Below are 22,836 nucleotides of genomic sequence, written 5' to 3' on the forward strand. Positions count from 1 at the left end.
CCTTTTTCAACTTATAAATATTTTGCGGCGAGTTGCAAAATTTCTTCCTGTGAGGTTTTAGCGGTTTCAACAATACCGGCGACACGCCCGTTACTCATCACCAAAATTCGGTCAGTTACCCCTAATAATTCGGGCATTTCCGAGGAAATCATAATGATGCCTTTATCTTTTTTGGCAAGCTGCATAATCAATTGATAGATTTCAAATTTAGCGCCGATATCAATACCTCGCGTTGGCTCGTCGAGCATCAAAATGTCCGGTTGGGTTAATAGCCAACGTCCAATCACTACCTTTTGTTGGTTACCGCCGGAAAGTGATCCGATCGTGGTTTTGTGTGATGGCGTTTTGACATTCATTGCATCAATCACCCATTGCGTATCACTTTTCATTTTACCGCTGCTTAAAAAACCTAATTTGCCGAGATAGGATTTCATGTTGGAAATCAATGAGTTGAACTCAATACTTAAATTGGCGTAAATGCCGGTAGAACGGCGTTCTTCCGTTACTAAGGCAAAACCGTTATTGATCGCTTCAAGTGCGGTGCGATTTCGCATTGTTTTTCCGTTTAACGTGATTTTGCCACCTTTGCGTTCACGAATACCGAAAATGGTTTCTACAATATCCGTCCGTTTGGCACCAACCAATCCCGCCACACCAAGAATTTCGCCTTTGCGTAATTCGAAGCTGACATCTTGAATAGAGGGCTGATTAAGTGCGGTCAAATTTTCAACCGTTAAGATTACCTCTTTTGGCGTGTTGGTTTTTTCCGGGAAGCGTTGCGTTAATTCGCGCCCAACCATCATCGCCACAATGCTTTCCATTGTTGTGCCTTTCACCGGCACGGTATTAATCCATTTACCGTCGCGCAAAATGGTAATTTCATCGCAGATTTTGAAAATCTCATCCATTTTATGTGAGATATAAATAATGCCACAGCCACGCTCTTTTAGCTTGGCGATAATTTTAAATAGATGTTCTACTTCTTTTTCTGATAAAGAAGATGTCGGTTCATCCATGATCACAATTTTGGCGTTGTAGGAAAAGGCTTTAGCAATTTCGATCATTTGCATTTGTGAAACGGATAAATTGGCGACCTTTTCGCGCGGATCAATATCAATATCCAATTCGTTAAAAATCGCTTTAGTGTCTTGATACATTTTCCCGTGATCGACAAACATCCCTTTGAGGGGATAACGCCCAAGCCACAAATTATCCATGACGTTACGTTGGCGCACGAGGTTTAATTCTTGGTGTACCATGGAAATCCCGTTTTCCAAGGCTTCTTTTGATGTTTTAAAATTAATCGGTTTGCCCAAAAATAGGATGTCGCCTTCATCTTTAGCATAAATTCCAAACAGACATTTTAGCAACGTGGATTTTCCCGCACCGTTTTCGCCCATCAACGCGTGTACGGAATGCGAACGCACAGTCAAATTGGCATTATCCAACGCTTTAACACCGGGAAAGGATTTGCTGACATTCGTCATGGTGAGTAGCACTTGGCTATCTTGATTTTGAGTAGGAACTGTCATATCCAACCTCTATATAAAAGGGGAGACAGATCTCCCCTAACAACATGAGCTTGTAGCAAATATCGCCACAACGCTTTACATCATTATTTTAAAAATTCGCTTAAATTTTCTTTATCTACACCCACATAAGGAATACGTACAACACGATCTTTAATTTGCCATTGCGTACCTTCGGTTGCCGGTTTTTCTGCTGCCAAATTATTAGCTAATTGCACCACCGCTTTACCTTGGTTCACGCCGTCATTTAATACAGTTCCGGCAATTTCTCCTTTTTGGATAAGTTGTAATACTTCAGGAAGCGCATCCACACCGAAAATTGGCAATTTTTTACCATGTGCTTTTACTGCCTCTAACGCTCCCATTGCCATACCGTCGTTATTTGAAATAATCATCTCAATATCGTTGGCTTTTGAACTGGATAACCAAGCGTCAGTTTTATCTTTCGCCATTGCCGCATCCCACATTCCGGTATCAATAAATAATTGTTCCGTTTCAATACCTTGCGTGGTCAATTCTTCAATCACGTATTTCGTACGCGCTTCTGCGTCAGGGTGACCCGGTTCACCTTTCAATAACACATATTGAATTTTGCCATCTTTGTTTAGGTCATACGCCGGATTGGCTTTCCAATGTTTAGCGATTAACGCCCCTTGAATTAAACCGGACTCTTTCGGATCAGTTCCCACATAATAGGCTTTATCATAGCTGGCAATGGCTTTCGCCCCCGGATCTTTGTTGAAAAACACGATTGGAACATTATCGGCTTTCGCTTTATCAATAATGGTTTTCGGCGAACCCGGATCCACTAAGTTAATCGCTAAGGCTTTCACCCCCTTAGATAACAGCACGTCTACTTGGTCATTTTGAATAGACTGTGCATTTTGAGAGTCATTCATTAACAGTTCTACATCATCAAGCTGTTTTGATTCTTTTTCAATTTCTTGACGCATTAACGCCATAAAATTGTCATCATATTTGTAAATGGTTACGCCAATACGGTTTGCCGCTTGTGCCGCTGTTGATGCCACGCCTAAACCGACCGCTAATGCAATAGCGCTTAAAACCGTTTTTTTCATAAATACTCTCCTTCGTTACTGGACTCGTCGTAGTAAATGCTCGTCAACGTTAATTAACGTACTGCCCCGAGCGATTGGGTGTAAGAATATAGGAAAATAATCTGAAAGACTGTGATCTCTTTCACAATTATGGAAACGATTACAAAAAATAATTTAAAATTGTCGGATTGATCACAGTTTTAACCTTTCTGATTAACCTGCCCTGTCGAAAACCGTTGCACTAATGTCGGGTTAAATTGTAAATATGCCGGCTCTTCAATCGCATTATCAACTAAGCTTAAAGCTAAATTTGCGGCATAAGTTGCCATTAAATCAATGGGATAACGGATTGTTGTTAATTTAGGGATCAAGTAACGAGCAATCGGCATATCATCAAAACCAATAATGGAAAATTGTTTCGGAACGCTGATGTTATTTTCATTAAGAACAGAAATCGCTCCCGCCGCCATACCATCATTGTACGCCACTACCGCGGTGAGATTGGAATTGTAACTTAATAAATTGATCATTGCCTTTTCACCTCCTTCAAAATCCGGCGTACTATGAGTGACAAAATGGGGCTCAAGTTTAATATGATAATGTTGAAGTGCGGTCAAATATCCTTTCAATCGTTCACTTTCATCCGTAATTTGATGAGTGGATCCAATATAACCAATATGGCGATGTCTCAGTTGAATTAAGGTTTGTGTGGCTAAAAATGTCCCTTTTTGATTATCTAGGCTCACGCAACGATTTTCATAACCACGTACTAAACGATTAATAATCACCATACCGGGAATACGTTGTAAATAGGCTTGTAACTCCTCATCCGTTAAGGCTTTGGAATGCACAACCAAACAACTGCAACGCTTACGCAACAAGGTTTCAATGGCTTTGCGTTCTTTTTCGGCGTTATGGTAACCGATTCCAATCAAAATGGTTTTTTGATGTTCCTCCGCCACGTTATCCACTGCTTTCACTAAAATGGCAAAAAAAGGATCCGTAACATCCGTCACTACCACGCCGATAGTCTCCGTATTTTGTAATGCCAACGCTTGTGCATTGGCATTAGGGTGGTAGCCCAATTGTGCGACTGCACGCTGCACCGCAAGGCGCGCTTTTTCACTGGAAGAAGCGTTGTTTAATACGCGAGATACCGTGGCGACAGAAACACCGGCTTGCTTAGCTACATCACGAATGGTAATCATCATATACACCTAATCAGATAAAAATCACGTGGAGTATGATATGAAATTTCAGTAAAAATGAAAGCGCTTACTTTCAAAAATAAAACCTATATCACAGAAAAATTAGCTTTTTTCATCAAATTTGTGATCCGCTTAATAGTTTATTTCCGGCAATATGGTATATTTTGCTCATTATTTTTGTAACCGTTTTCAAAAAAGGAGTCTGTCATGAATTTATTTATGCCGACCGAACATCCACATCGCCGCTATAACCCATTGACGGAACAGTGGGTTTTAGTTTCTCCCCATCGAGCAAAACGTCCTTGGCAAGGACAACGGGAAAAGGTTGTGGAAGAACAAAAACCGCATTATGATGCCAATTGTTATCTTTGTCCGGGAAATCGGCGCATTACCGGCGAACAAAATCTCGCTTACCAAACCCCTTTCGTGTTTAAAAATGACTTTTCTGCGCTGCTGGAGGATGCCCCAACGCCGCCGGCATCATCCGATCCCTTATTTCAAGCATCACAAGCGCGTGGCGAAAGTCGGGTAATTTGTTTTTCGCCGGATCACAGTAAAACCTTACCCTTATTAAGTGCGGTCGAAATTTATCAAATTATTCAGGTATGGCAACAACAATTGCACGAATTGGGCGCCAAATATCCTTGGGTGCAAATTTTTGAAAATAAAGGCACAGCAATGGGCTGTTCCAATCCGCATCCGCACGGTCAAATTTGGGCAAATAGCTTTTTACCTAACGAAGTGCAACGCGAAGATGAGGCGCAACGGAAATATTGGCGACAACATGGTGCAGTATTGCTCGTAGATTATGTCCAACGCGAATTGGCGCAAAAAGAACGCCTTGTGGTGGAAACCAAACATTGGGTAGCATTGGTTCCTTATTGGGCGGTATGGCCGTTTGAAACCCTGTTATTGCCTAAAACCCACATAAAACGCTTAACGGATTTAAGCGAAGCGCAAGCGCAAGATTTAGCGGTGGCGTTGAAAAAATTAACCACCAAATATGATAATTTATTTGGCGTATCTTTCCCTTATTCCATGGGATTTCATGCAGCACCTTTTAATGGAGAAGATAATGCCCATTGGCAATTACACGCCCATTTTTACCCGCCGCTACTGCGTTCAGCGACGATACGTAAATTTATGGTGGGTTATGAAATGTTAGGCGAAAGCCAACGTGATTTGACCGCCGAACAAGCTGCTGCAAGATTACGCGAATTAAGCGAAATACATTACAGCGAACAATAAACCGCTAAAGACAACCCCTAACATTGACCAAATTGGATAACATTGGAGTAGCACATGACCCCGCAACAAACAGCAAAACACCTTTTTGAACAAAAATTTGACCGCACTTCAACCCTCAACGTATATGCCCCGGGACGAGTCAATATCATTGGTGAGCATACTGATTACAATGACGGATTTGTAATGCCTTGCGCGATTAATTACGGAACGGCAGTGAGCGGCGGTAAACGTTCGGATGCGCTTTTTCGGGTTTATGCTTCCGACTTGGATCAATTTGACGAATTTTCCTTGCTTGAAGAAATTGTACCGATATCCGAAAAATGGACAGGTTATGTACGTGGCGTAGTGAAATTTATTCAAGCCCGTTGCCCACAATTTACACAAGGCGCGGATTTGGTAATTAGCGGCAATGTCCCGTTATCCGCCGGCTTAAGTTCGTCCGCTTCTTTGGAAGTCGCTATCGGTAAATTTTGCCAACAATTGGGCGATTTGCCTTTAAGCAATACGGAAATTGCTTTAATCGGGCAACAAGCGGAAAATCAATTTGTCGGCGCCAATTGCGGCAATATGGATCAATTGATTTCCGCCTTGGGGCAACAGGATCATTTATTGATGATTGATTGCCGAAGTTTGCAAACAATACCAACGCCGGTTCCGCCAAGTGTGGCGGTGATGATTATAAATTCGCACGTAAAACATGATTTGGTTAACGGTGAATATAATATTCGGCGCCAACAATGTGAGCAAGCAGCGGCATTTTTTGGCGTCAACGCCTTGCGTGATGTATCCGTTGAGCAATTTTACCAAAAAGAACAAGAATTGACCGCACTTGATCCTGCCATGGCAAAACGCGCAAGACATGTTGTGACCGAAAATGCACGGGTTTTAGCGGCAGTTGAGGCGTTACAACAAGGCAATTTAACTCGCCTAGGCGAATTAATGTACCAATCTCATATTTCCATGCGTGATGATTTTGAGATTACCGTACCGGAAATTGATTACTTAGTGGAATTGGCAGAGGTCGCCATTGGCAACAGTGGTGGCGCCAGAATGACCGGTGGTGGATTTGGGGGCTGTATCGTCGCCTTGGCGCCGGTTGAAAAAGTCATGGCAGTGCAGCAAATTATCGCTGATAATTACCAAAAAACAACCGGACTAAAAGAAGATTTTTATGTCTGTACGGCATCACAAGGAGTTCGTTTATGCTAGAGATTTTGCAAAATAACATTGTCGCCTCGGATAATCAGCCCTTTCAGCGTGTCACGCTGCAAAACCCCAATGGAATGCGGGTACAGTTTCTTGATTGGGGCGCCACTTGGATTTCCTGTCAAGTACCTGTCGGTACAGAATTGCGCGAAGTTTTACTCGGTTGTCAACCGGAAAATTACGAAAAACAAACTGCCTTTATGGGGGGAGCCATTGGACGTTATGCCAATCGCATTGCCAACGCCTGCTACCCCGATCCGTTAGCCGATCAAGGTATTCGTCGTTTAATCACAAACCAAGGTCAACATCAACTGCACGGCGGCGTGCGCGGTTTTGATAAAGTGCGGTGGAAAATTCGTGAATTTTCCGCCAATTTTGTACAATTTTCCTATGTTGCCTTAGATCTGGAACAAGGCTTTCCCGGCAGCGTGGAAGTATGCTTGACTTATGAATTACTGCCGGATAACACGTTGTTGGTGCAATTTGAAGCGACACCAAGTGCCGATACGCCGCTTAATTTAACCAGCCACGTTTATTTTAATTTAAATGATGCGGAAAACGGTGCTGATGTTCGTTCGCATTTTTTACAACTGAACGCGAATCATTTTTTGCCGGTGGACAATCAAGGTATTCCTAATGCACCGCTGAAATCCGTAGATCAAACCTGTTTTGATTTCCGTAAAGAAAAAACCATTGCACGGGATTTTTTACAAGAAGAACAACAAGAAACCAAAGGCTATGATCATGCCTTTTTATTAAATTCCGCTGAAAATACCGATAGCAAACTCAAAGAAACGCAACCTTGTGCTATTTTAACCGCCCCGGATCGCAGTTTAAGCCTGCAAGTTTTTACCTCGCAATCCGCCATCCAAGTTTATACCGCCAATTATTTAGGCGGCACCTTAACTCGACACGGCAATGAATATGCTGATTATGCGGGGATTGCATTGGAAACCCAAGCTCTGCCGGATACGCCGAACCATCCGGAATGGTGGAAATATGGCGGTATGAGCAAAGCCGGTGAGCGTTATTACCAATGGACAAAATTCAGTTTTGTTATTCCAAAAAAGTAAAGGGCGAGAAATGTGGCAATAAAAAACCGAAAATAGGGATTAACAAGCGCCACATTTCCCGTTAAAATCGATCGCTGCCGGTTTGGGAATAAAAACAAACCCGAGACAAAATGCCGGTAAGATGAAATCGTCGTGAGAGCAATATCAATATGAGTGAAGAAAATCAGAGCAGTCCCTCGATTGAAACGAAGAAAAGTTTTTTCCAATCTTTATTCGGTCGTCTGTTTCAAGGGGAATTAAAAAATCGTAACGAATTAGTCGAGGTCATTCGTGATTCGGAACAAAACGAGCTTATCGATCAAGATACCCGTGAAATGATTGAGGGGGTGATGGAAATCGCCGAATTGCGCGTACGCGATATTATGATCCCGCGTTCGCAAATTGTATTTATTGAAACCTCGCAAAATTCGGATTCTTGTCTGAATACTATTATCGAAAGCGCCCACTCGCGTTTTCCGGTGATGACCGACGAGCGGGATAATATCGCCGGAATTTTACACGCTAAAGATTTGCTGAAATTTTTGCGTTCTAATGCAAAAGCCTTTGATTTGCTATCCACGTTGCGTCCGGCGGTGATCGTACCGGAAAGTAAGCGGGTAGATCGGATGCTAAAAGATTTCCGTTCCGAGCGTTTCCATATGGCGATTGTGGTGGACGAATTTGGCGCGGTATCCGGTTTGGTCACCATTGAAGATATTTTGGAACAAATCGTCGGCGATATTGAAGACGAATTTGATGAAGAAGAAATTGCCGATATCCGTCAACTTTCGCGCCATACCTATGCGGTACGCGCCTTAACCGATATTGAAGATTTTAATCAACAATTTGGTACTCATTTTGCTGATGAAGAAGTGGATACCATTGGCGGCGTAGTAATGCAAGCCTTTGGTTATTTGCCGAAACGGGGCGAAGAAATTGTATTGGAAAACCTCAATATCAAAGTCACCTCGGCAGATAGCCGTCGTATTATCCAATTACGTGTGACCGTACCGGATGAGCAAATTGCCAACAATATCAAACAAAGCAGTGAATAATTGATGAAAACCTATCTTATTGCATTATTAAGCGGAGGATTGGGCGTTTTTGCCTTTTCCCCTTTTGATCTTTGGGGCGTTGCCTATCTTTCCTTACTCGGACTGATTTGGGTGGTCAAAACGCCACAAAAAAAAACGCACTTTGTGGCGCATTTTTATGGGGCTTGAGCTTTTTTAGTATCGGCGTCAGCTGGTTAAACGTCAGCATCAACCAATTCGGCGGCGCGCCACTCGCGGTTAGCTATTTGTTAGTGGTTTTATTGGCGGCATATTTAGCCCTTTACCCACTACTATTTGCCTATTTAGTACGCCGTTTTGAGGTTCGCAGCCTCGCCCTATTTCCCGCCATTTGGACTATCACTGAATTTTTGCGTGGCCGGGTCTTTACCGGTTTTCCGTGGCTACAATTCGGTTATACGCAAATCGACACCCCGTTTGCCGGTCTCGGCGCGATTTTTGGTGTAGAGGGTTTAACCTTTTTCGTGATGTGGACAAGTGCGGTCATTTTTAGCCTAATTGCGGCGATCCGCGAGAAAAAAATGCTGATCGTAGCGGCAAATGTGCTGACTTGGATTATCATCGGCGGACTTTCCGTTTATGCCGGCAAACTGAATTTTATCCAAGAGCAACCGGAACGCACTCTGACCATCACCCTTGCGCAAGGCAACATTGAGCAGCATTTAAAATGGGATCCGGATTATGTCTATCAAACCTTGGATATTTATCAACATTTGATTATGCAACATCTGGGTAAAAGTGATCTGATTATTTTACCGGAAGCAGCGTTGCCAACCTTGGAAAATCATATTCAGCCTTATTTACAAAGCTTACACCAAGCTGCCGCACAAAGCCAAACGGAAGTGCTGATCGGTACCGTGTATCAAGATCCGAACAGCGGAAAAGTCCTTAATTCGGTGATTGATCTCGGCAACCCCGCCATGCCTTATCAATTGGATACCACAAATCGTTACAATAAACATCATTTAGTGCCTTTTGGCGAATATGTGCCATTGGAAAGCCTGTTGCGCCCGTTGGGTTCGGTGTTCAATTTGCCAATGTCGGCGTTTCAATCCGGCGCGGCAGTGCAGCCGCCGCTGTTGGCAAAATTCCGCCATTTTACCACCGCGATTTGTTATGAAATCATTTTCGGTAACCGGCTCCGGCAAAATCTTACGGATCAAACCGATTTTATTTTAACCCTGTCTAACGACGCTTGGTTCGGACGTAGCATTGGTCCTTGGCAACATTTGCAAATGGCGAGAATGCGTGCGTTAGAATTGGGCAAACCGGTGATTCGTTCTACCAACACAGGCATCAGCGTTTTTATCGACGCCAAAGGGAAAATTATTGCTCAAGCGCCTCAATTTGAAACCACGACGCTGACTCAAACTGTCTCGCCAACCACGGGCAAAACCCCTTATGCCGCATTAGGCGCCAAACCCTTGTATTTTTTGGTTGCCTTTTTAATCCTACTGCGTGGCTTCGGTTGGTTACTTAAGCGCAAAATGGTGAAAAACACGTAAGTTAATTAACAAAAACTGCTGACAACCTTGTGTCGGCAGTTTTTTAGCTCAAGTGCGGTCATTTTTGCAGAATTTATCTAAGTTCAACGTTTTATTTCGGATAAATGACGCCTAAACTGACTGCCCTTTTCGCGCCGGTGACGCTAGGTAAATTGCCGCTTAAATTGTACATTCGTTGATAAGCCAACCAAGCAAATGCCGCCGCTTCTACATAATCCGCATCCAATCCAAAATCAGATGTCGTCGCTACGTGCCACTCCGGCAACAACCGCGTTAACCGTTGCATTAACAACGGATTTTTCGCCCCGCCGCCACACACCATCAACACTTTCGGTAACTCACATTGCCCACCAAGTTGGCGCAAGACTTGGGCATTACATTGCGCAGTAAATTCCAACAAAGTCGCCTGCACATCTTGCGGCAAAATTGTGCTGAAATGCTGCAATTTTTTATCAAGCCACGTCAAATTAAATAATTCTCGTCCGGTACTTTTCGGCGGCGGGTGTTCAAAATAAGGCTCTTTTAGCAACTCGCTTAAAAGTGCGGTATGAATTTTACCCGTTTTTGCCCACTGTGCATCGTGATCGTAAGGCTTGCCCAACTGTTTTTCAATCCAACTGTCGAGCAGCGCATTACCGGGACCGGTGTCATAGCCGATCACCGGCATTTCGGGAATAAGTTGGGTAATATTGCTGATTCCGCCGATATTCAACACCACCGTTATGCGATCATCACGAGCAAATAAAGCTCGGTGAAACGCCGGCACCAAAGGTGCACCTTGGCCGCCATACGCCATATCTTTGCGACGAAAATCGGCAACCGTGGTGATGTTCGTATGCGCGGCAATCAAATTCGCATCGCCGATTTGCATAGTAAAGGGATATGAACCTTGCGGCGCGTGCCAAATAGTTTGACCGTGGCAACCAATCGCTTGAATTTGTTCCGCATTTAGTTGATGTTTGGCTAAAAATTGATTGATACTTTGCGCATACAATAAGCCAAGGCGGTGATCCAGCTCGCCCAGTTGTTGCAAATCGGTTTGCCCGCTGCGCAACAATTCGTGTAATCGGCGACGCAAATCTTGTGGCATTGGTTGCATCTCTGCTGCCACTAATTGGGGCAAAAAGCGCGGTGAGTTTTTGGCAAAATTAACCAACGCCACGTCAATTCCGTCAAGGCTGGTTCCCGACATTACGCCAATATAATACGCTGTATGTTCCATGCTTTTTATTTCATTCGGTGAATTTCGAGGCATTATACTCGTTATTCATCTATTTGCGAAATTTGCCCAAAATAAACCGCACTTTATGGTGTAATCGCTTGTTTCTTGCATGTGATGCTATAAAATAAGGCGCAATTTTTAGCACAATCCTAAGGAAATTTGATATGACAAATTTAAGTGTGGTAATCCTTGCCGCGGGTAAAGGGACAAGAATGTATTCGGATTTACCGAAAGTATTACATAATATTGCGGGTAAACCGATGGTAAAACATGTTATCGATACAGTAAAACAACTTCATCCGCAAAATATTCATTTAATTTACGGTCATGGTGGCGACGTGATGCAAGCGCGCTTAAAAGATGAGCCGGTCAATTGGGTGTTGCAAAAAGAACAATTGGGAACCGGTCATGCCATGCAACAAGCGGCGCCATTTTTTCATGATGATGAAAATATTTTAATGCTGTATGGCGACGGTCCGTTGATTACCTTGGAAACCTTACAAAAATTAATTGCCACAAAACCAACGCATGGTATTGCCTTATTAACCGTTGATTTACTTAACCCAACCGGTTACGGACGCATTTTACGTCAAGATGGCAATGTGGTGGGTATTGTGGAGCAAAAAGATGCCAATACCAAACAGCTGAAAATTACCGAGGTTAATACCGGCGTGATGGTTTCTGATGGCGCTAGTTTTAAAAAATGGTTGGCACGTTTAAATAATAATAATGCGCAAGGCGAATATTATATGACGGATGTGATCGGCTTGGCAAATCAAGACGGATTTCAGGTCATTGCGGTGCAAGCGGATGATATTATGGAAGTAGAGGGTGCTAATAATCGCCTGCAACTGGCAGCGTTGGAGCGTTATTATCAACGCAAACAAGCGGACAAATTATTGCTTGCCGGTGTGATGCTTATCGATCCTGCGCGTTTTGATTTACGCGGTAAATTGGAACACGGAAAAGATGTGGAAATTGATGTTAACGTGATCATTGAAGGTGAGGTAAAATTAGGCGATCGTGTGCGTATCGGCGCGGGCTGCGTATTGAAAAATTGCGTGATTGGGGATGATGTGGACATCAAACCTTATTCCGTAATCGAAGATGCCACTATCGGCGAACGTGCGGCAATCGGTCCGTTTTCTCGTTTACGTCCGGGGACAGAATTGGCGGCAGAAACCCATATCGGTAACTTTGTGGAAATCAAAAAAGCCCAAATCGGCAAAGGTTCAAAAGTGAACCATTTAACCTATGTCGGGGATGCGGAAATCGGCAGCAATTGTAATATTGGCGCGGGTGTGATCACTTGTAACTACGACGGTGCCAACAAATTTAAAACCATTATCGGTGATAATGTCTTTGTTGGCTCCGATAGCCAATTAGTCGCGCCAGTTCGCCTTGCCAACGGTTCTACTATCGGTGCCGGTTCAACGATCACGGATAACGTCAATGAAAATGAGTTGGCTATCTCCCGTGTTCGCCAACAACATATTCAAGGCTGGAAACGTCCAACGAAAAAAGCGTAACACACACTATCAAAGGTTATATGGACACGACCTGTGTCCATATAAAACCAATGAACGCTAAATAGACAGTCCCAACGACACTGTTATTTAGCGCGCTTTCTCCCGAAATGTCTAAAAACTTGCCAAAAAAGCACCGCACTTTTCCTTTGTTATCCGAATGTTATCCGAGCTTATCACCATTTTTACCGCCTTATCCGGTGTAATCAGCACAACACCGCCTTCGCTATATGTGCCAAGTACGAGAACATCTGATATAAAATTCGCAAAGAAAAAGACGATAATGTCGCCTATCATCTTTAGTCAGTATTTTATGAAACTTTTATTTTGTAGAATGAGATTTATAGTACTATCTTCTTCCATTTTCTAATTTTAGTTCTGAAAGTGCCAAAAGGTGCCACAGTATTCACATGAATAAACTTATATACTTCCCACGTAGCTGTTTTAGTCGCTTCATCAGCCCATTTTCTCATATGTGGCTTAAATAATTCTTCCTCACTTAACGAATCAATCATTTCACAAATAGAATTAATATTTTCATTTAATTTCGCTTTCAACTCCTGCAGAGATAAATGTGCATAGGTATCTGTAAACCATTGATATAACTCACTAAGTTGATTCCATTTAAAGTCATCTGATGGCGTCTTTACGTGAAGCCCTTTTCTTTCATCTTCTTCCCATTTAAGCACTAAAGTTGTCCATCCCACCTGATAAGCCAGGTTTTCTGCTGGCGTTCTATCAACCTCATCAACTCGGTTATCTTTTAAGGCTTCTGGAATATCATCAAATTCGGAAATATATTTCTCAAATGTTTTATTGATTTCTGTTTTAAGTGCTTCTTTATTTTTATATACTCGCAAACTCCCTCCATAATATGTCATTTATCCCTTAAAAAGGCGATAACTGTTCACCAGCTATCGCTGCTCAGTAGGCGAAAAAGCCTAATATACGCCAAGATCATCTTGCTCAATTTTAACGCTTATATGATTATCGATATCAAATTTAGATAAAAGTATCATTGTCTCGTAATGAGAAGTATGTGGAAACATATCGAATAATTGCACTTTTTGTAATTGATAACCGGTTAATTCGTGCAAATCTTGCGCCATACTTTGCGCGTTGCAGCTGGAGTACAGGATAAAGTGCGGTGCTAAATTTTGCAGAAATTGCGCCAGCTTGCGCCCAATGCCGCGTCTTGGCGGATTTATAATCACCAAATCCGGGCGTTGATCTTGGGCAAGGGCAAATTGTGCCGCATCCAAAGAGCGAAATTCAATTTGAGAAGCCAAGCCCAGCTTTTCTGCTGACAAGGTTGCCGAGGCAATTGCCGAAGGCGATATTTCGATACCCGTGAGCTTTAATGTCGGCGTTTTGTCTTTTAACGCCATCGCACAATGTAAACCGAAACCGCCCACGCCGCAAAAAAGATCCCATAAATGAGACACCGGTAACGCTTTCACCCAAGTTTGCGCGGCGGCATATAAGGCAGAGGCGACCGTCGGGTTGGTTTGGAAAAAACCTTGCGGACGGATAAACAGAGGAATACGATTAAATTGTTCTTCTAATTGGCGTTGTTCGGTGAGAAAAATTTCTTTTTCACCCTCTAAAATGGCAGCATGTTGTGGTTGAATATTGACACTGACCACGCTTAATTGCGGTAATTTTGCCAATAATCCTGCCAGTTCTCGTCGAATTAAGAGCAATTTTTGCTCCGAACGCAACACAAAGCGCAGCATCAACGCGCCATTGATTTGGCTTTCGCTAAGTAATACATATTTCAACTCGCCTTTTTGTTTCGCCACGTTATAAGGCACAAGCCCAGCGCGTGCGATAAAATCCTTCAACTGCAAAAACACAGAGGCAAAACGAGCAGGATAAAGCGGACAATCGGTTAAATCTACCGCACTTTGTGGATCTTCCGGATCCCTTAAAATTCCTAAACGACAACGTTCAACCGTGCCACTGACAGCCATTTTTGCCTTATTGCGAAAATGACTCAAAGGCGATAAATAAGGTGCTTCCCATTGCACTTGCGGCGAATTGAACGGCGCTAATAATTGATGTAAATCCGCTTGTTTAGCTTCAATTTGCTGCACATAAGGTCGCTCCAGCCATTGACAAGAGAGACATTCACCGGATTGATAATGTGAACAAGAAATCGTTAATTGCATATTATGCCTTTGTCGCTAACCAATCTTGTTGAAGTGCGGTCAAAACTTTGCGATTTTTTTGCCAACGCGCCTGTTTTTCCAGCTCGCGCCAAGATAACCTGCGCGGATTAAACAAGGTTTGCAAACGTTGCCGGCGTTGCGATGCCCGCGCGGTGCTTTCTTGCGGTTTAAATTGATCCAATACTTGAATGACGCCCTCGCGCTCGTTGCAAAGTAGCAATAAATCGCAACCGGCGCTTAACGATTGCTGACAACGTTGTACAAAATCGCCCATAAAATTGGCACCTTTCATACCTAAATCATCGGAGAAAATCGCCCCTTGGAAACTAAGTTGCCCACGCAAAACCTCTTGCAGCCAATAGCGAGAACCGCTCGCCGGTTGTGCGTTACATTGAGTATAAATGACGTGCGCCGGCATGATTGCATCCAATTTTTGTTGATGAATCAGCCATTGAAACGGTTGTATATCTTGAGCAAAAATCTCCGCTTTAGCACGTTCATCGCGCGGTGTTTCCAAATGTGAATCCGCCAAAACATGACCATGGCCGGGAAAATGTTTACCCGTGGTCGCCATGCCAATTTGGCGCATACCCTCGATAAAATGACCTGCAAGACGCGTGACCCGCAGCTGATCTTCGTGGAAACTGCGATCGCCAATCGCTTTACATTGATGCCCCAAATCCAATACCGGCGCAAAACTTAAATCAATGCCAAGTGCGGTCATTTCTGCCGCCATTTGCCAGCCGGCTTCTTGCGCCGTTTGGTTTTGTTGCCACGGATCGCAATAGCATTGCGCAAAAGATTGCATGGCGGGTAATTGAGTAAATCCGTCGCGAAAACGTTGTACTCGCCCACCTTCTTGATCGACGGTAATCAATAACGGTTTTTTTACTCGTTGACGCACGGAGTTGACCAATTCAGTGACTTGTTCGCGATCGTAAAAATTGCGGGTAAATAAAATTAAGCCGGCGACCAGCGGATGTTCCAATAATTCCACTTCTTCTTGGGTCAGTTCCGGCCCGTTTAAATCAATTAATAATGTTGACATAATGACACGTTTATTTTGCCCGTAAATAGAGACGATAATTCACGCTTTCCGCAGTCGGCGGGGTAATTTCAATGCCGGCTTTTTGGCGTTGATTTAACTGCATTTGCATAAATTTTGCCGGCTCCAATTGCGTTACCCCATTTTTGTCATACCAAAACAAAGAGTAAGAAAAGGAAACCTGCTTATCGGTTTTATTTTCCACCCATGCCGCACGTTCATTCACCTCCACGTTCAATAACGGCATCAATGCCGCTTCCATATTTAAAATTGGCTTAGTGGTATTGACAACATTCGGCACCGTCGCACTACAAGCGGATAAAAGTGCGGTTAAAAAAAGAAAAGAAATGCGTTTTTTCATTATTTTGCCAACATTTTGCCTAAGGGTTCGCCGCCCACTAAATGCATATGCAAATGGAACACTTCTTGTCCGCCATGTTGATTGCAATTGACAATCAAACGATACCCGTCTTCGGCAATCCCCTCTTGTTTAGCAATTTTTGCCGCTACCGTAAACAAACGCCCTAACGCAAGCTCATCTTGTTCCGTCGCGTCATTAGCCGTCGGAATAAGATGATTTGGGATAATTAAAATATGCGTTTTCGCTTGTGGCGCAATATCGCGAAAAGCGGTAACAAGATTGTCTTGATATACAATATTTGCCGGAATTTCTTTGCGAACAATTTTGCTGAAAATGGTTTCTTCTGCCATTTTTTTCTCCTCAAAACATCAACTGAGGAACATAAGGAAAGAACATCCCTATGAACCGTTTTAAATTTGCGCTGTTACATCATCATGTTTGCGTAGCGTAGTTTTATCAGAAAACAGAGGAAATAGCAATTTGGCAGAAAGATGTTAAATTTAAGTTAACCCAAAGATTGTTTTAAAATCAACTTGTTAACATCATGTTGCAAAATTATGCCATTAACAAATTTTATAAAAAATAAAATATTTTTTAGTTTAAACTTAAGAACGAATACCTTAAAATATCGGCAAAATAAATTTTTAACCCGTCACAATATGAACAAAGATAATACGTTTAAGACTATCGCCTCGCCAACAGAAATGCTTCAAATTGCCATTGATGCGGCGACGTATAAAGCGACTAAAAAACCTTTTCTTTCTTTCGTATCAGCAATTTCTGCCGGTGCATTTATTGCGTTAGCATTTGTCTTTTACACCACAACACAAACCGGCGCCGAAGCAGTACCTTGGGGATTGGCTAAATTAGTCGGCGGATTGATGTTCTCGCTGGGAGTGATTATGGTGGTTGCCTGTGGATCCGAATTATTTACTTCATCCACCATGACATTAATCGCTCGTACCGACGGAAAAATCAATACATTTCAGATGCTACGTAACTGGGTGATGGTTTATTTAGGTAATTTTGTCGGCGCGATTTTTATTGTTTCATTAATTTGGTTTGCAGGACAAACCATGGCGGCAAACGGGCAATGGGGCTTAACGATTTTAAATACCGCACAACATAAAATACACCATAGCTGGTTAGAAGCGTTTTGTTTAGGGATTTTGTGTAACATTATGGTGTGTATTGCAGTTTGGATGACTTATGCCGGTAAAAGTCTGACCGATAAAGCTTTTATCATGATTTTACCGATCGGGATGTTTGTTGCCTCGGGATTTGAGCATAGCGTTGCAAATATGTTTATGATCCCGATGGGAATCATTACCGCCCATTACAGCACTCCTGAATTTTGGTTAGCTGTCGGGTTAAATCCTGAACAATTTGCTGATTTAGATGTCTATCATTTTATCGTGAAAAATTTAATTCCCGTTACACTGGGGAATATTATCGGCGGCGGAGTCTGTATTGCATTAATGCAATGGTTTACCAATAAACCGCATCATTAGGTTAACATAAGAGCGGTCGTTTTTCGCCCGTTTTATAATCAATTTATTTACAATCAAAGAAGGAAGTCAATTATGGCTCAATTAACAGAAGTTCAACAAAAAGCATGGGAAGGATTTGTTCCGGGAGACTGGCAAACCGAAGTTAACTTACGTGACTTTATCCAGAAAAACTATACCCCGTATGAAGGCGATGAATCCTTTTTAGCGGGTGCGACAGAGGCAACCACCGCATTGTGGAATGATGTGATGGAAAAAATCAAAGTCGAAAATAAAACACACGAACCTTATGATATCGACACGGATACACCGTCAACCATCACTTCTCACGCACCGGGTTACATCAATAAAGATTTAGAAAAAATTGTCGGTCTTCAAACTGATGCACCGCTTAAACGTGCGATCATGCCATATGGCGGGATCAAAATGGTAAAAGGTTCTTGCCAAGTTTACCGCCGTGAATTAAAACCTGAAATCGAACATATTTTCACTGAATATCGTAAAACCCATAACCAAGGGGTATTTGATGTTTATACACCGGATATTTTACGTTGTCGTAAATCCGGCGTAATCACCGGTCTTCCGGATGCTTACGGTCGAGGACGTATTATTGGTGACTACCGTCGTTTAGCAGTATATGGTGCTGATTTCTTAATGAAAGATAAATTCAAACAATTTACTTCATTACAGCAAAAATTAGAAAGCGGCGAAGATATTCAAGCGACCATTCAATTACGCGAAGAAATTGCAGAACAACATCGCGCTCTCGGCAAAATTAAAGAAATGGCAGCTTCTTACGGTTATGACGTTTCCGCTCCGGCAACGAATGCACGCGAAGCGGTACAATGGACTTATTTTGCTTACCTTGCCGCAGTAAAATCACAAAACGGTGCAGCAATGTCATTCGGTCGTGTATCCAGCTTCTTGGATATTTATATTGAACGTGACTTAAAAGCCGGCAAAATTACTGAACAGGAAGCGCAAGAACTAATTGACCACTTGGTCATGAAATTGCGTATGGTACGTTTCTTACGTACACCGGAATACGATCAATTATTCTCCGGCGACCCAATGTGGGCAACTGAAACTTTAGCGGGTATGGGCTTAGACGGTCGTACATTAGTGACTAAAAACAGCTTCCGTATGTTGCACACGCTTTACACCATGGGACCATCTCCGGAACCGAACTTAACCATCCTTTGGTCTGAACAATTACCGGAAGCGTTCAAACGTTATTGTGCCAAAGTATCGATTGATACTTCATCCGTACAATACGAAAATGACGATTTAATGCGCCCGGATTTCAACAACGACGACTACGCGATTGCTTGTTGTGTAAGCCCGATGGTTGTGGGTAAACAAATGCAATTCTTCGGTGCACGTGCGAACTTGGCGAAAACTTTGTTATATGCAATCAATGGCGGTATTGATGAAAAATCCGGTATGCAAGTCGGTCCTAAATCAACACCGATTAGCGACGAAGTGCTTGACTTCAACACCGTAATGGAGCGTATGGATCACTTTATGGATTGGTTGGCAACACAATATGTGACTGCATTGAACATCATTCACTTCATGCATGACAAATATGCTTATGAAGCGGCATTGATGGCATTCCACGATCGTGACGTTTATCGTACTATGGCGTGCGGTATTGCCGGACTTTCTGTGGCGGCAGATTCCTTGGCGGCGATCAAATATGCGAAAGTAAAACCGGTGCGTGGTGATATCAAAGATAAAGACGGTAACGTTGTAGCCTCCAATGTGGCAATTGACTTCGAAATCGAAGGCGAATATCCGCAATTCGGTAACAACGACAGCCGTGTGGACGATTTAGCGGTTGACCTTGTTGAACGCTTTATGAAAAAAATCCAAACCCACAAAACTTACCGCAATGCGACCCCAACACAATCTGTATTAACGATCACCTCCAACGTGGTGTACGGTAAAAAAACCGGAAATACTCCGGACGGACGTCGTTCAGGTGCACCGTTCGGACCGGGTGCTAACCCAATGCACGGACGTGATCAAAAAGGTGCGGTAGCGTCATTAACTTCTGTAGCGAAACTTCCGTTTGCTTACGCTAAAGACGGTATTTCTTATACCTTCTCTATCGTGCCAAACGCATTAGGTAAAGACTACGAAGCGCAAAAACGCAACCTTGCCGGCTTAATGGACGGTTACTTCCATCATGAAACAACCGTTGAAGGCGGTCAACATTTGAACGTGAACGTATTGAACCGTGAAATGTTGTTAGACGCTATGGAAAATCCGGAAAAATATCCGCAATTAACTATTCGCGTTTCCGGTTACGCAGTGCGTTTTAACTCCTTAACCAAAGAACAACAACAAGACGTTATCACCCGTACCTTTACACAATCTATGTAAAAATCGGGCAAATTTCTACAGCACTTTGCGCTGGAAATCAACATTCCAAGAGCCGGCCATACCGGCTCTTTTCTCTTGGATAAAAACTGGGCTTTCGCGCCATTTCCCGCTATAATCTTGCTATTGTTGTCTGCCTCAGGTCGTTTTATGATGCGAGAACCTCATTTTTGCCAATTTGCCCTCAAAGAACTGTTTCCTTTCGCTGAACAGTTTCCTATTCAATATGTGACCGGAAAAAAAGGCTGCCAAATCGCTTATCGACATTTTATTCACCCCCATCCAAGCGTGCGCCGCTTGGTGATTTTGGTCAACGGGCGTGCGGAAAATATTCTCAAATGGACGGAAGTCGCTTATGATTTTTATCAACAAGACTTTGATGTCGTCGCCTTTGATCACCGCGGACAAGGCTACTCTCAACGTTTACTCTCGGATGAAGAGAAAGGCTACATTGACGAATTTCGTTTCTACACCGAAGATATGCACGACATTATACAAAAAGTGACCGCACTTTATGCTTACCAAACTCAATATCTGCTCGCACATTCTTTAGGCGGTTTAATCTCCGCTTATTATCTGGCAAATTACGATCACCAAATCAAAAGTGCGGTCTTTTCTTCGCCTTTTTTTGGTTTGCCCACCGAACATCCTCTACGGGACGAGGTGATCATTAATGTAATGATGTTATTCGGGCAAGGTTCGCGCTATGTCTTTGGCAAAACACCTTACAAGCCAGCCAATATCCATCAAAATGAATTGAGCAACTGCAAAACTCGCATGAAATGGATGAATCGCATTAATCGCCACTATCCGCAATTACATCTCGGCGGTCCAACGTTTCGCTGGGTTCATCTTTGCTCAAAAGCTATCCACAATTTGCCGAAAATTCTGCCAAGAATTGAAATTCCGTTATTGATTTTAGAAGCGGGAAAAGAAAAGATTGTCAGAAATGAAACGCTGAAAAAATTGACCGCCCTTTTACCGCAAGGCGAAATGCAACTTATTGAAAACGCTAAACACGAAATTCTGTTTGAACGCGACGTCATTCGCCAACAGGCGTTTACACAGATTTTGCGGTTTATTCCGAATGATAATGCGGAGATAAAAGATAAAAATCATAGGGAATAGTTTATTTATCCCCTATGATTTACGTACTTCTCGACTTAATATTTCAAAAAACGATCCCGCTTTTAGTTTCTTCGGTTTTATTTTGTAGGTGAGCTTATGAATGACGCTCTTTGATTTTATCTCATCAAATTTAGTCTCAGAAAACCTTTCTTTTAATTGATAACTCAATAAATGCGGGGGATCATTTGGTAAAAGATATAAGGTTTGCCAAATCGCTGCCATTTCTATACTCAAGCCGCGCTACAAAAACGCCACAGGGCAATTCCTAATGCAGTAAATAATAAACAACCGAGAAGATGTAATGCCACAACGCCAAAACCGATTAGCCATTTATCCTGCAGGAAATTTTCCACGACTTCAGCGGAAAAGGAGGAAAAGGTGGTTAAACTGCCGAGAAATCCCATTACTAAAAATAACCGCCATTCATTCGATATGGCGGGAAATTGCCAAAATAACGCGGTAAAAATACCAATAATTAAACACCCTAAATAGTTAGCAATCAATGTGCCGAAAGCGAATGTAGAAAAAATCGGATTTAACCATAATCCAAGCCCCCAGCGCAGAGTAGCGCCCATTGCGGCGCCGCTTGCGATTAACCCGACCGATTGCCAAATAGCCATTAATAAACTCCAAAAATTGCACGTAAATAACCGGCAACTGCTTCATGTTGGTTAAGCCCAATTTGCTCTAGTTGTGTGCAGGCTTGTTTTAAACGCGGATCCGCATTGCCCATGATACAGCCCTTTCCTACTTCCAGCAACATATCCACATCATTCATACCGTCGCCAAAAGCGATACAATCAGCTTCTTGATAATCCCGTCCGGCTAAGACTTGCAAAAGTGCGGTCGCTTTTGACACATTTTTATTCATCACTTCCAAACACACCGGCGTGGAATAGGTCATGCTAACCTGATCGGCAAAATGTTGGCGGATATATTGTTCAATCGGCAATAAATCTTGCGCTTGTTTGGCGATATAAAACACTTTTTCCGTCGCGCACCCGTGATGCGTTGCAAAATCGACAACCTCATACATAAAACCGGAATCCTGATGATATTGACGTAATTGCGGTACATCACGATTAATAAACCAACCGTCGTCTTGGTAACTATTGACACAAATCCTCGTCGGATCAAAATCAATATTCATTAAGGCGAATGCCAATGCTTCCGGAAAACTATTGCTTAACAATAAATTGCCTTGTAAATCATGCACGCGGGCACCATTTGAGGTGATCATCACCGCATGTTCCACATCTACTTTGCCCAAAATAGAAGAGACATCGGTATAATTTCGACCGGTAGCCAGAATAATATCGACTTGTTTTTGCGCCAATTTTTCTAAAGTACGGATGGTGAAATTGCCGAGCCTATGTTGAGCATTAAGCAAGGTTCCGTCTAAATCGGAAACAACTGCACGAAACGGAAAAGTGGATAACATCATATAAACCTCGTAGAAAATCGGCTTATTATCGTAACAAATTTCTTTACCCAATGTTAAGCTTTTTAACCGTTGTTGTTACTTTAATAGAAATGATAAATAAGGAATAATATATTTCAGTTCAACAAAATAATCGGGAACCCGAAAGCGATAGCGGCAAATATCAAAAC

20 protein-coding genes and 1 pseudogene are annotated in these 22,836 nt (G+C 42.7%); 9 read left to right on the forward strand and 12 right to left on the reverse strand.

From position 1 onward, the window contains the following. Positions 1 to 11: 11 nt before the first annotated feature. From mglA to CFY87_RS03045, 3 genes are all read right to left on the reverse strand, one after another. Complete coding sequence (gene mglA / locus CFY87_RS03035; protein WP_094945819.1) at positions 12 to 1,532, reverse strand: galactose/methyl galactoside ABC transporter ATP-binding protein MglA; 1,521 nt, start codon at positions 1,530 to 1,532, stop codon at positions 12 to 14. An 83-nt stretch (positions 1,533 to 1,615) separates the two neighbouring features. Beyond that, positions 1,616 to 2,608: a galactose/glucose ABC transporter substrate-binding protein MglB gene (gene mglB, locus CFY87_RS03040; protein ID WP_094945820.1), complete on the reverse strand. Its 993-nt coding sequence runs from the start codon at positions 2,606 to 2,608 to the stop codon at positions 1,616 to 1,618. A 179-nt stretch (positions 2,609 to 2,787) separates the two neighbouring features. Next, complete coding sequence (locus tag CFY87_RS03045; RefSeq protein ID WP_094945821.1) at positions 2,788 to 3,795, reverse strand: substrate-binding domain-containing protein; 1,008 nt, start codon at positions 3,793 to 3,795, stop codon at positions 2,788 to 2,790. 207 nt (positions 3,796 to 4,002) lie between these two features. Between CFY87_RS03045 and galT the strand changes: the two genes are divergently transcribed. From galT to lnt, 5 genes and pseudogenes are all read left to right on the forward strand, one after another. Continuing rightward, on the forward strand, positions 4,003 to 5,043 hold the full coding sequence (gene galT / locus CFY87_RS03050; RefSeq protein ID WP_094945822.1) for a galactose-1-phosphate uridylyltransferase: 1,041 nt from the start codon (positions 4,003 to 4,005) through the stop codon (positions 5,041 to 5,043). A 54-nt stretch (positions 5,044 to 5,097) separates the two neighbouring features. Continuing rightward, complete coding sequence (gene galK / locus CFY87_RS03055; protein WP_094945823.1) at positions 5,098 to 6,252, forward strand: galactokinase; 1,155 nt, start codon at positions 5,098 to 5,100, stop codon at positions 6,250 to 6,252. Next, the gene (gene galM, locus CFY87_RS03060; protein WP_094945824.1) at positions 6,246 to 7,322 is read left to right on the forward strand and encodes a galactose-1-epimerase; all 1,077 of its coding nucleotides are present in this window, start codon (positions 6,246 to 6,248) and stop codon (positions 7,320 to 7,322) included. Before galK ends, galM begins: the two co-directional genes overlap by 7 nt. A 149-nt stretch (positions 7,323 to 7,471) precedes the next feature. Next, positions 7,472 to 8,356, forward strand: coding sequence for a CNNM family magnesium/cobalt transport protein CorC (gene corC / locus CFY87_RS03065; protein WP_094945825.1), 885 nt, complete (start codon positions 7,472 to 7,474; stop codon positions 8,354 to 8,356). Between the two features lie 3 nt (positions 8,357 to 8,359). Next, positions 8,360 to 9,879: pseudogene (lnt, locus tag CFY87_RS03070) on the forward strand (apolipoprotein N-acyltransferase). A 91-nt stretch (positions 9,880 to 9,970) separates the two neighbouring features. Here the strand turns inward: lnt and CFY87_RS03075 are convergent. After that, complete coding sequence (locus tag CFY87_RS03075; RefSeq protein ID WP_236757330.1) at positions 9,971 to 11,134, reverse strand: anhydro-N-acetylmuramic acid kinase; 1,164 nt, start codon at positions 11,132 to 11,134, stop codon at positions 9,971 to 9,973. Between the two features lie 131 nt (positions 11,135 to 11,265). Here CFY87_RS03075 and glmU point away from each other — a divergent pair, with 131 nt between their 5' ends. Next, positions 11,266 to 12,630 (forward strand): bifunctional UDP-N-acetylglucosamine diphosphorylase/glucosamine-1-phosphate N-acetyltransferase GlmU, encoded by a 1,365-nt coding sequence (gene glmU, locus CFY87_RS03080; protein ID WP_094945827.1) that lies wholly within the window; start codon positions 11,266 to 11,268, stop codon positions 12,628 to 12,630. Positions 12,631 to 12,968: 338 nt separating this feature from the next. On the opposite strand, the gene CFY87_RS03090 is transcribed toward glmU, so the two are convergent. The 5 genes from CFY87_RS03090 to hinT are packed head-to-tail and all read right to left on the reverse strand — an operon-like array spanning position 12,969 to position 16,554. Further along, a complete protein-coding gene (locus CFY87_RS03090) occupies positions 12,969 to 13,508 on the reverse strand; it encodes a ClbS/DfsB family four-helix bundle protein (RefSeq protein WP_425320778.1) in 540 nt (179 codons plus the stop codon). Between the two features lie 60 nt (positions 13,509 to 13,568). After that, complete coding sequence (rlmC, locus tag CFY87_RS03095) at positions 13,569 to 14,798, reverse strand: 23S rRNA (uracil(747)-C(5))-methyltransferase RlmC (RefSeq protein WP_094945829.1); 1,230 nt, start codon at positions 14,796 to 14,798, stop codon at positions 13,569 to 13,571. Position 14,799: 1 nt separating this feature from the next. After that, positions 14,800 to 15,846 carry a beta-N-acetylhexosaminidase gene (gene nagZ / locus CFY87_RS03100; RefSeq protein WP_094945830.1) on the reverse strand — a complete coding sequence of 349 codons (1,047 nt, stop codon included), beginning with the start codon at positions 15,844 to 15,846 and terminating at the stop codon, positions 14,800 to 14,802. 10 nt (positions 15,847 to 15,856) lie between these two features. Beyond that, positions 15,857 to 16,204 (reverse strand): YcfL family putative periplasmic lipoprotein, encoded by a 348-nt coding sequence (locus CFY87_RS03105; RefSeq protein WP_094945831.1) that lies wholly within the window; start codon positions 16,202 to 16,204, stop codon positions 15,857 to 15,859. Beyond that, a complete protein-coding gene (hinT, locus tag CFY87_RS03110) occupies positions 16,204 to 16,554 on the reverse strand; it encodes a purine nucleoside phosphoramidase (protein WP_094945832.1) in 351 nt (116 codons plus the stop codon). The genes CFY87_RS03105 and hinT overlap by 1 nt, the downstream gene beginning before the upstream one ends. A gap of 309 nt (positions 16,555 to 16,863) precedes the next feature. On the opposite strand from hinT, the gene focA reads away from it, so the two are divergent. The 3 genes from focA (at position 16,864) to CFY87_RS03125 (ending at position 21,225) form a co-directional block, all read left to right on the forward strand. After that, positions 16,864 to 17,715, forward strand: a complete 852-nt coding sequence (gene focA / locus CFY87_RS03115; protein ID WP_094945882.1) for a formate transporter FocA — start codon at positions 16,864 to 16,866, stop codon at positions 17,713 to 17,715. Positions 17,716 to 17,787: 72 nt separating this feature from the next. Continuing rightward, entirely contained in the window at positions 17,788 to 20,100 is a 2,313-nt protein-coding gene (pflB, locus tag CFY87_RS03120) for a formate C-acetyltransferase (RefSeq protein WP_094945833.1), read from the forward strand. Between the two features lie 147 nt (positions 20,101 to 20,247). After that, complete coding sequence (locus CFY87_RS03125) at positions 20,248 to 21,225, forward strand: alpha/beta fold hydrolase (protein ID WP_094945834.1); 978 nt, start codon at positions 20,248 to 20,250, stop codon at positions 21,223 to 21,225. Positions 21,226 to 21,237: 12 nt separating this feature from the next. Here the strand turns inward: CFY87_RS03125 and CFY87_RS12635 are convergent, their stop codons facing one another. The 3 genes from CFY87_RS12635 to CFY87_RS03140 are packed head-to-tail and all read right to left on the reverse strand — an operon-like array spanning position 21,238 to position 22,669. Next, a complete protein-coding gene (locus CFY87_RS12635; RefSeq protein WP_143226157.1) occupies positions 21,238 to 21,447 on the reverse strand; it encodes a capsular polysaccharide synthesis protein in 210 nt (69 codons plus the stop codon). Between the two features lie 8 nt (positions 21,448 to 21,455). Beyond that, positions 21,456 to 21,845, reverse strand: coding sequence for a fluoride efflux transporter CrcB (gene crcB / locus CFY87_RS03135; protein ID WP_094945836.1), 390 nt, complete (start codon positions 21,843 to 21,845; stop codon positions 21,456 to 21,458). After that, positions 21,845 to 22,669 (reverse strand): Cof-type HAD-IIB family hydrolase, encoded by an 825-nt coding sequence (locus CFY87_RS03140; protein ID WP_094945837.1) that lies wholly within the window; start codon positions 22,667 to 22,669, stop codon positions 21,845 to 21,847. The genes crcB and CFY87_RS03140 overlap by 1 nt, the downstream gene beginning before the upstream one ends. Positions 22,670 to 22,836: the final 167 nt, after the last annotated feature.

Source organism: Actinobacillus seminis, assembly GCF_002263215.1.
Lineage (GTDB): Bacteria > Pseudomonadota > Gammaproteobacteria > Enterobacterales > Pasteurellaceae > Actinobacillus_B > Actinobacillus_B seminis.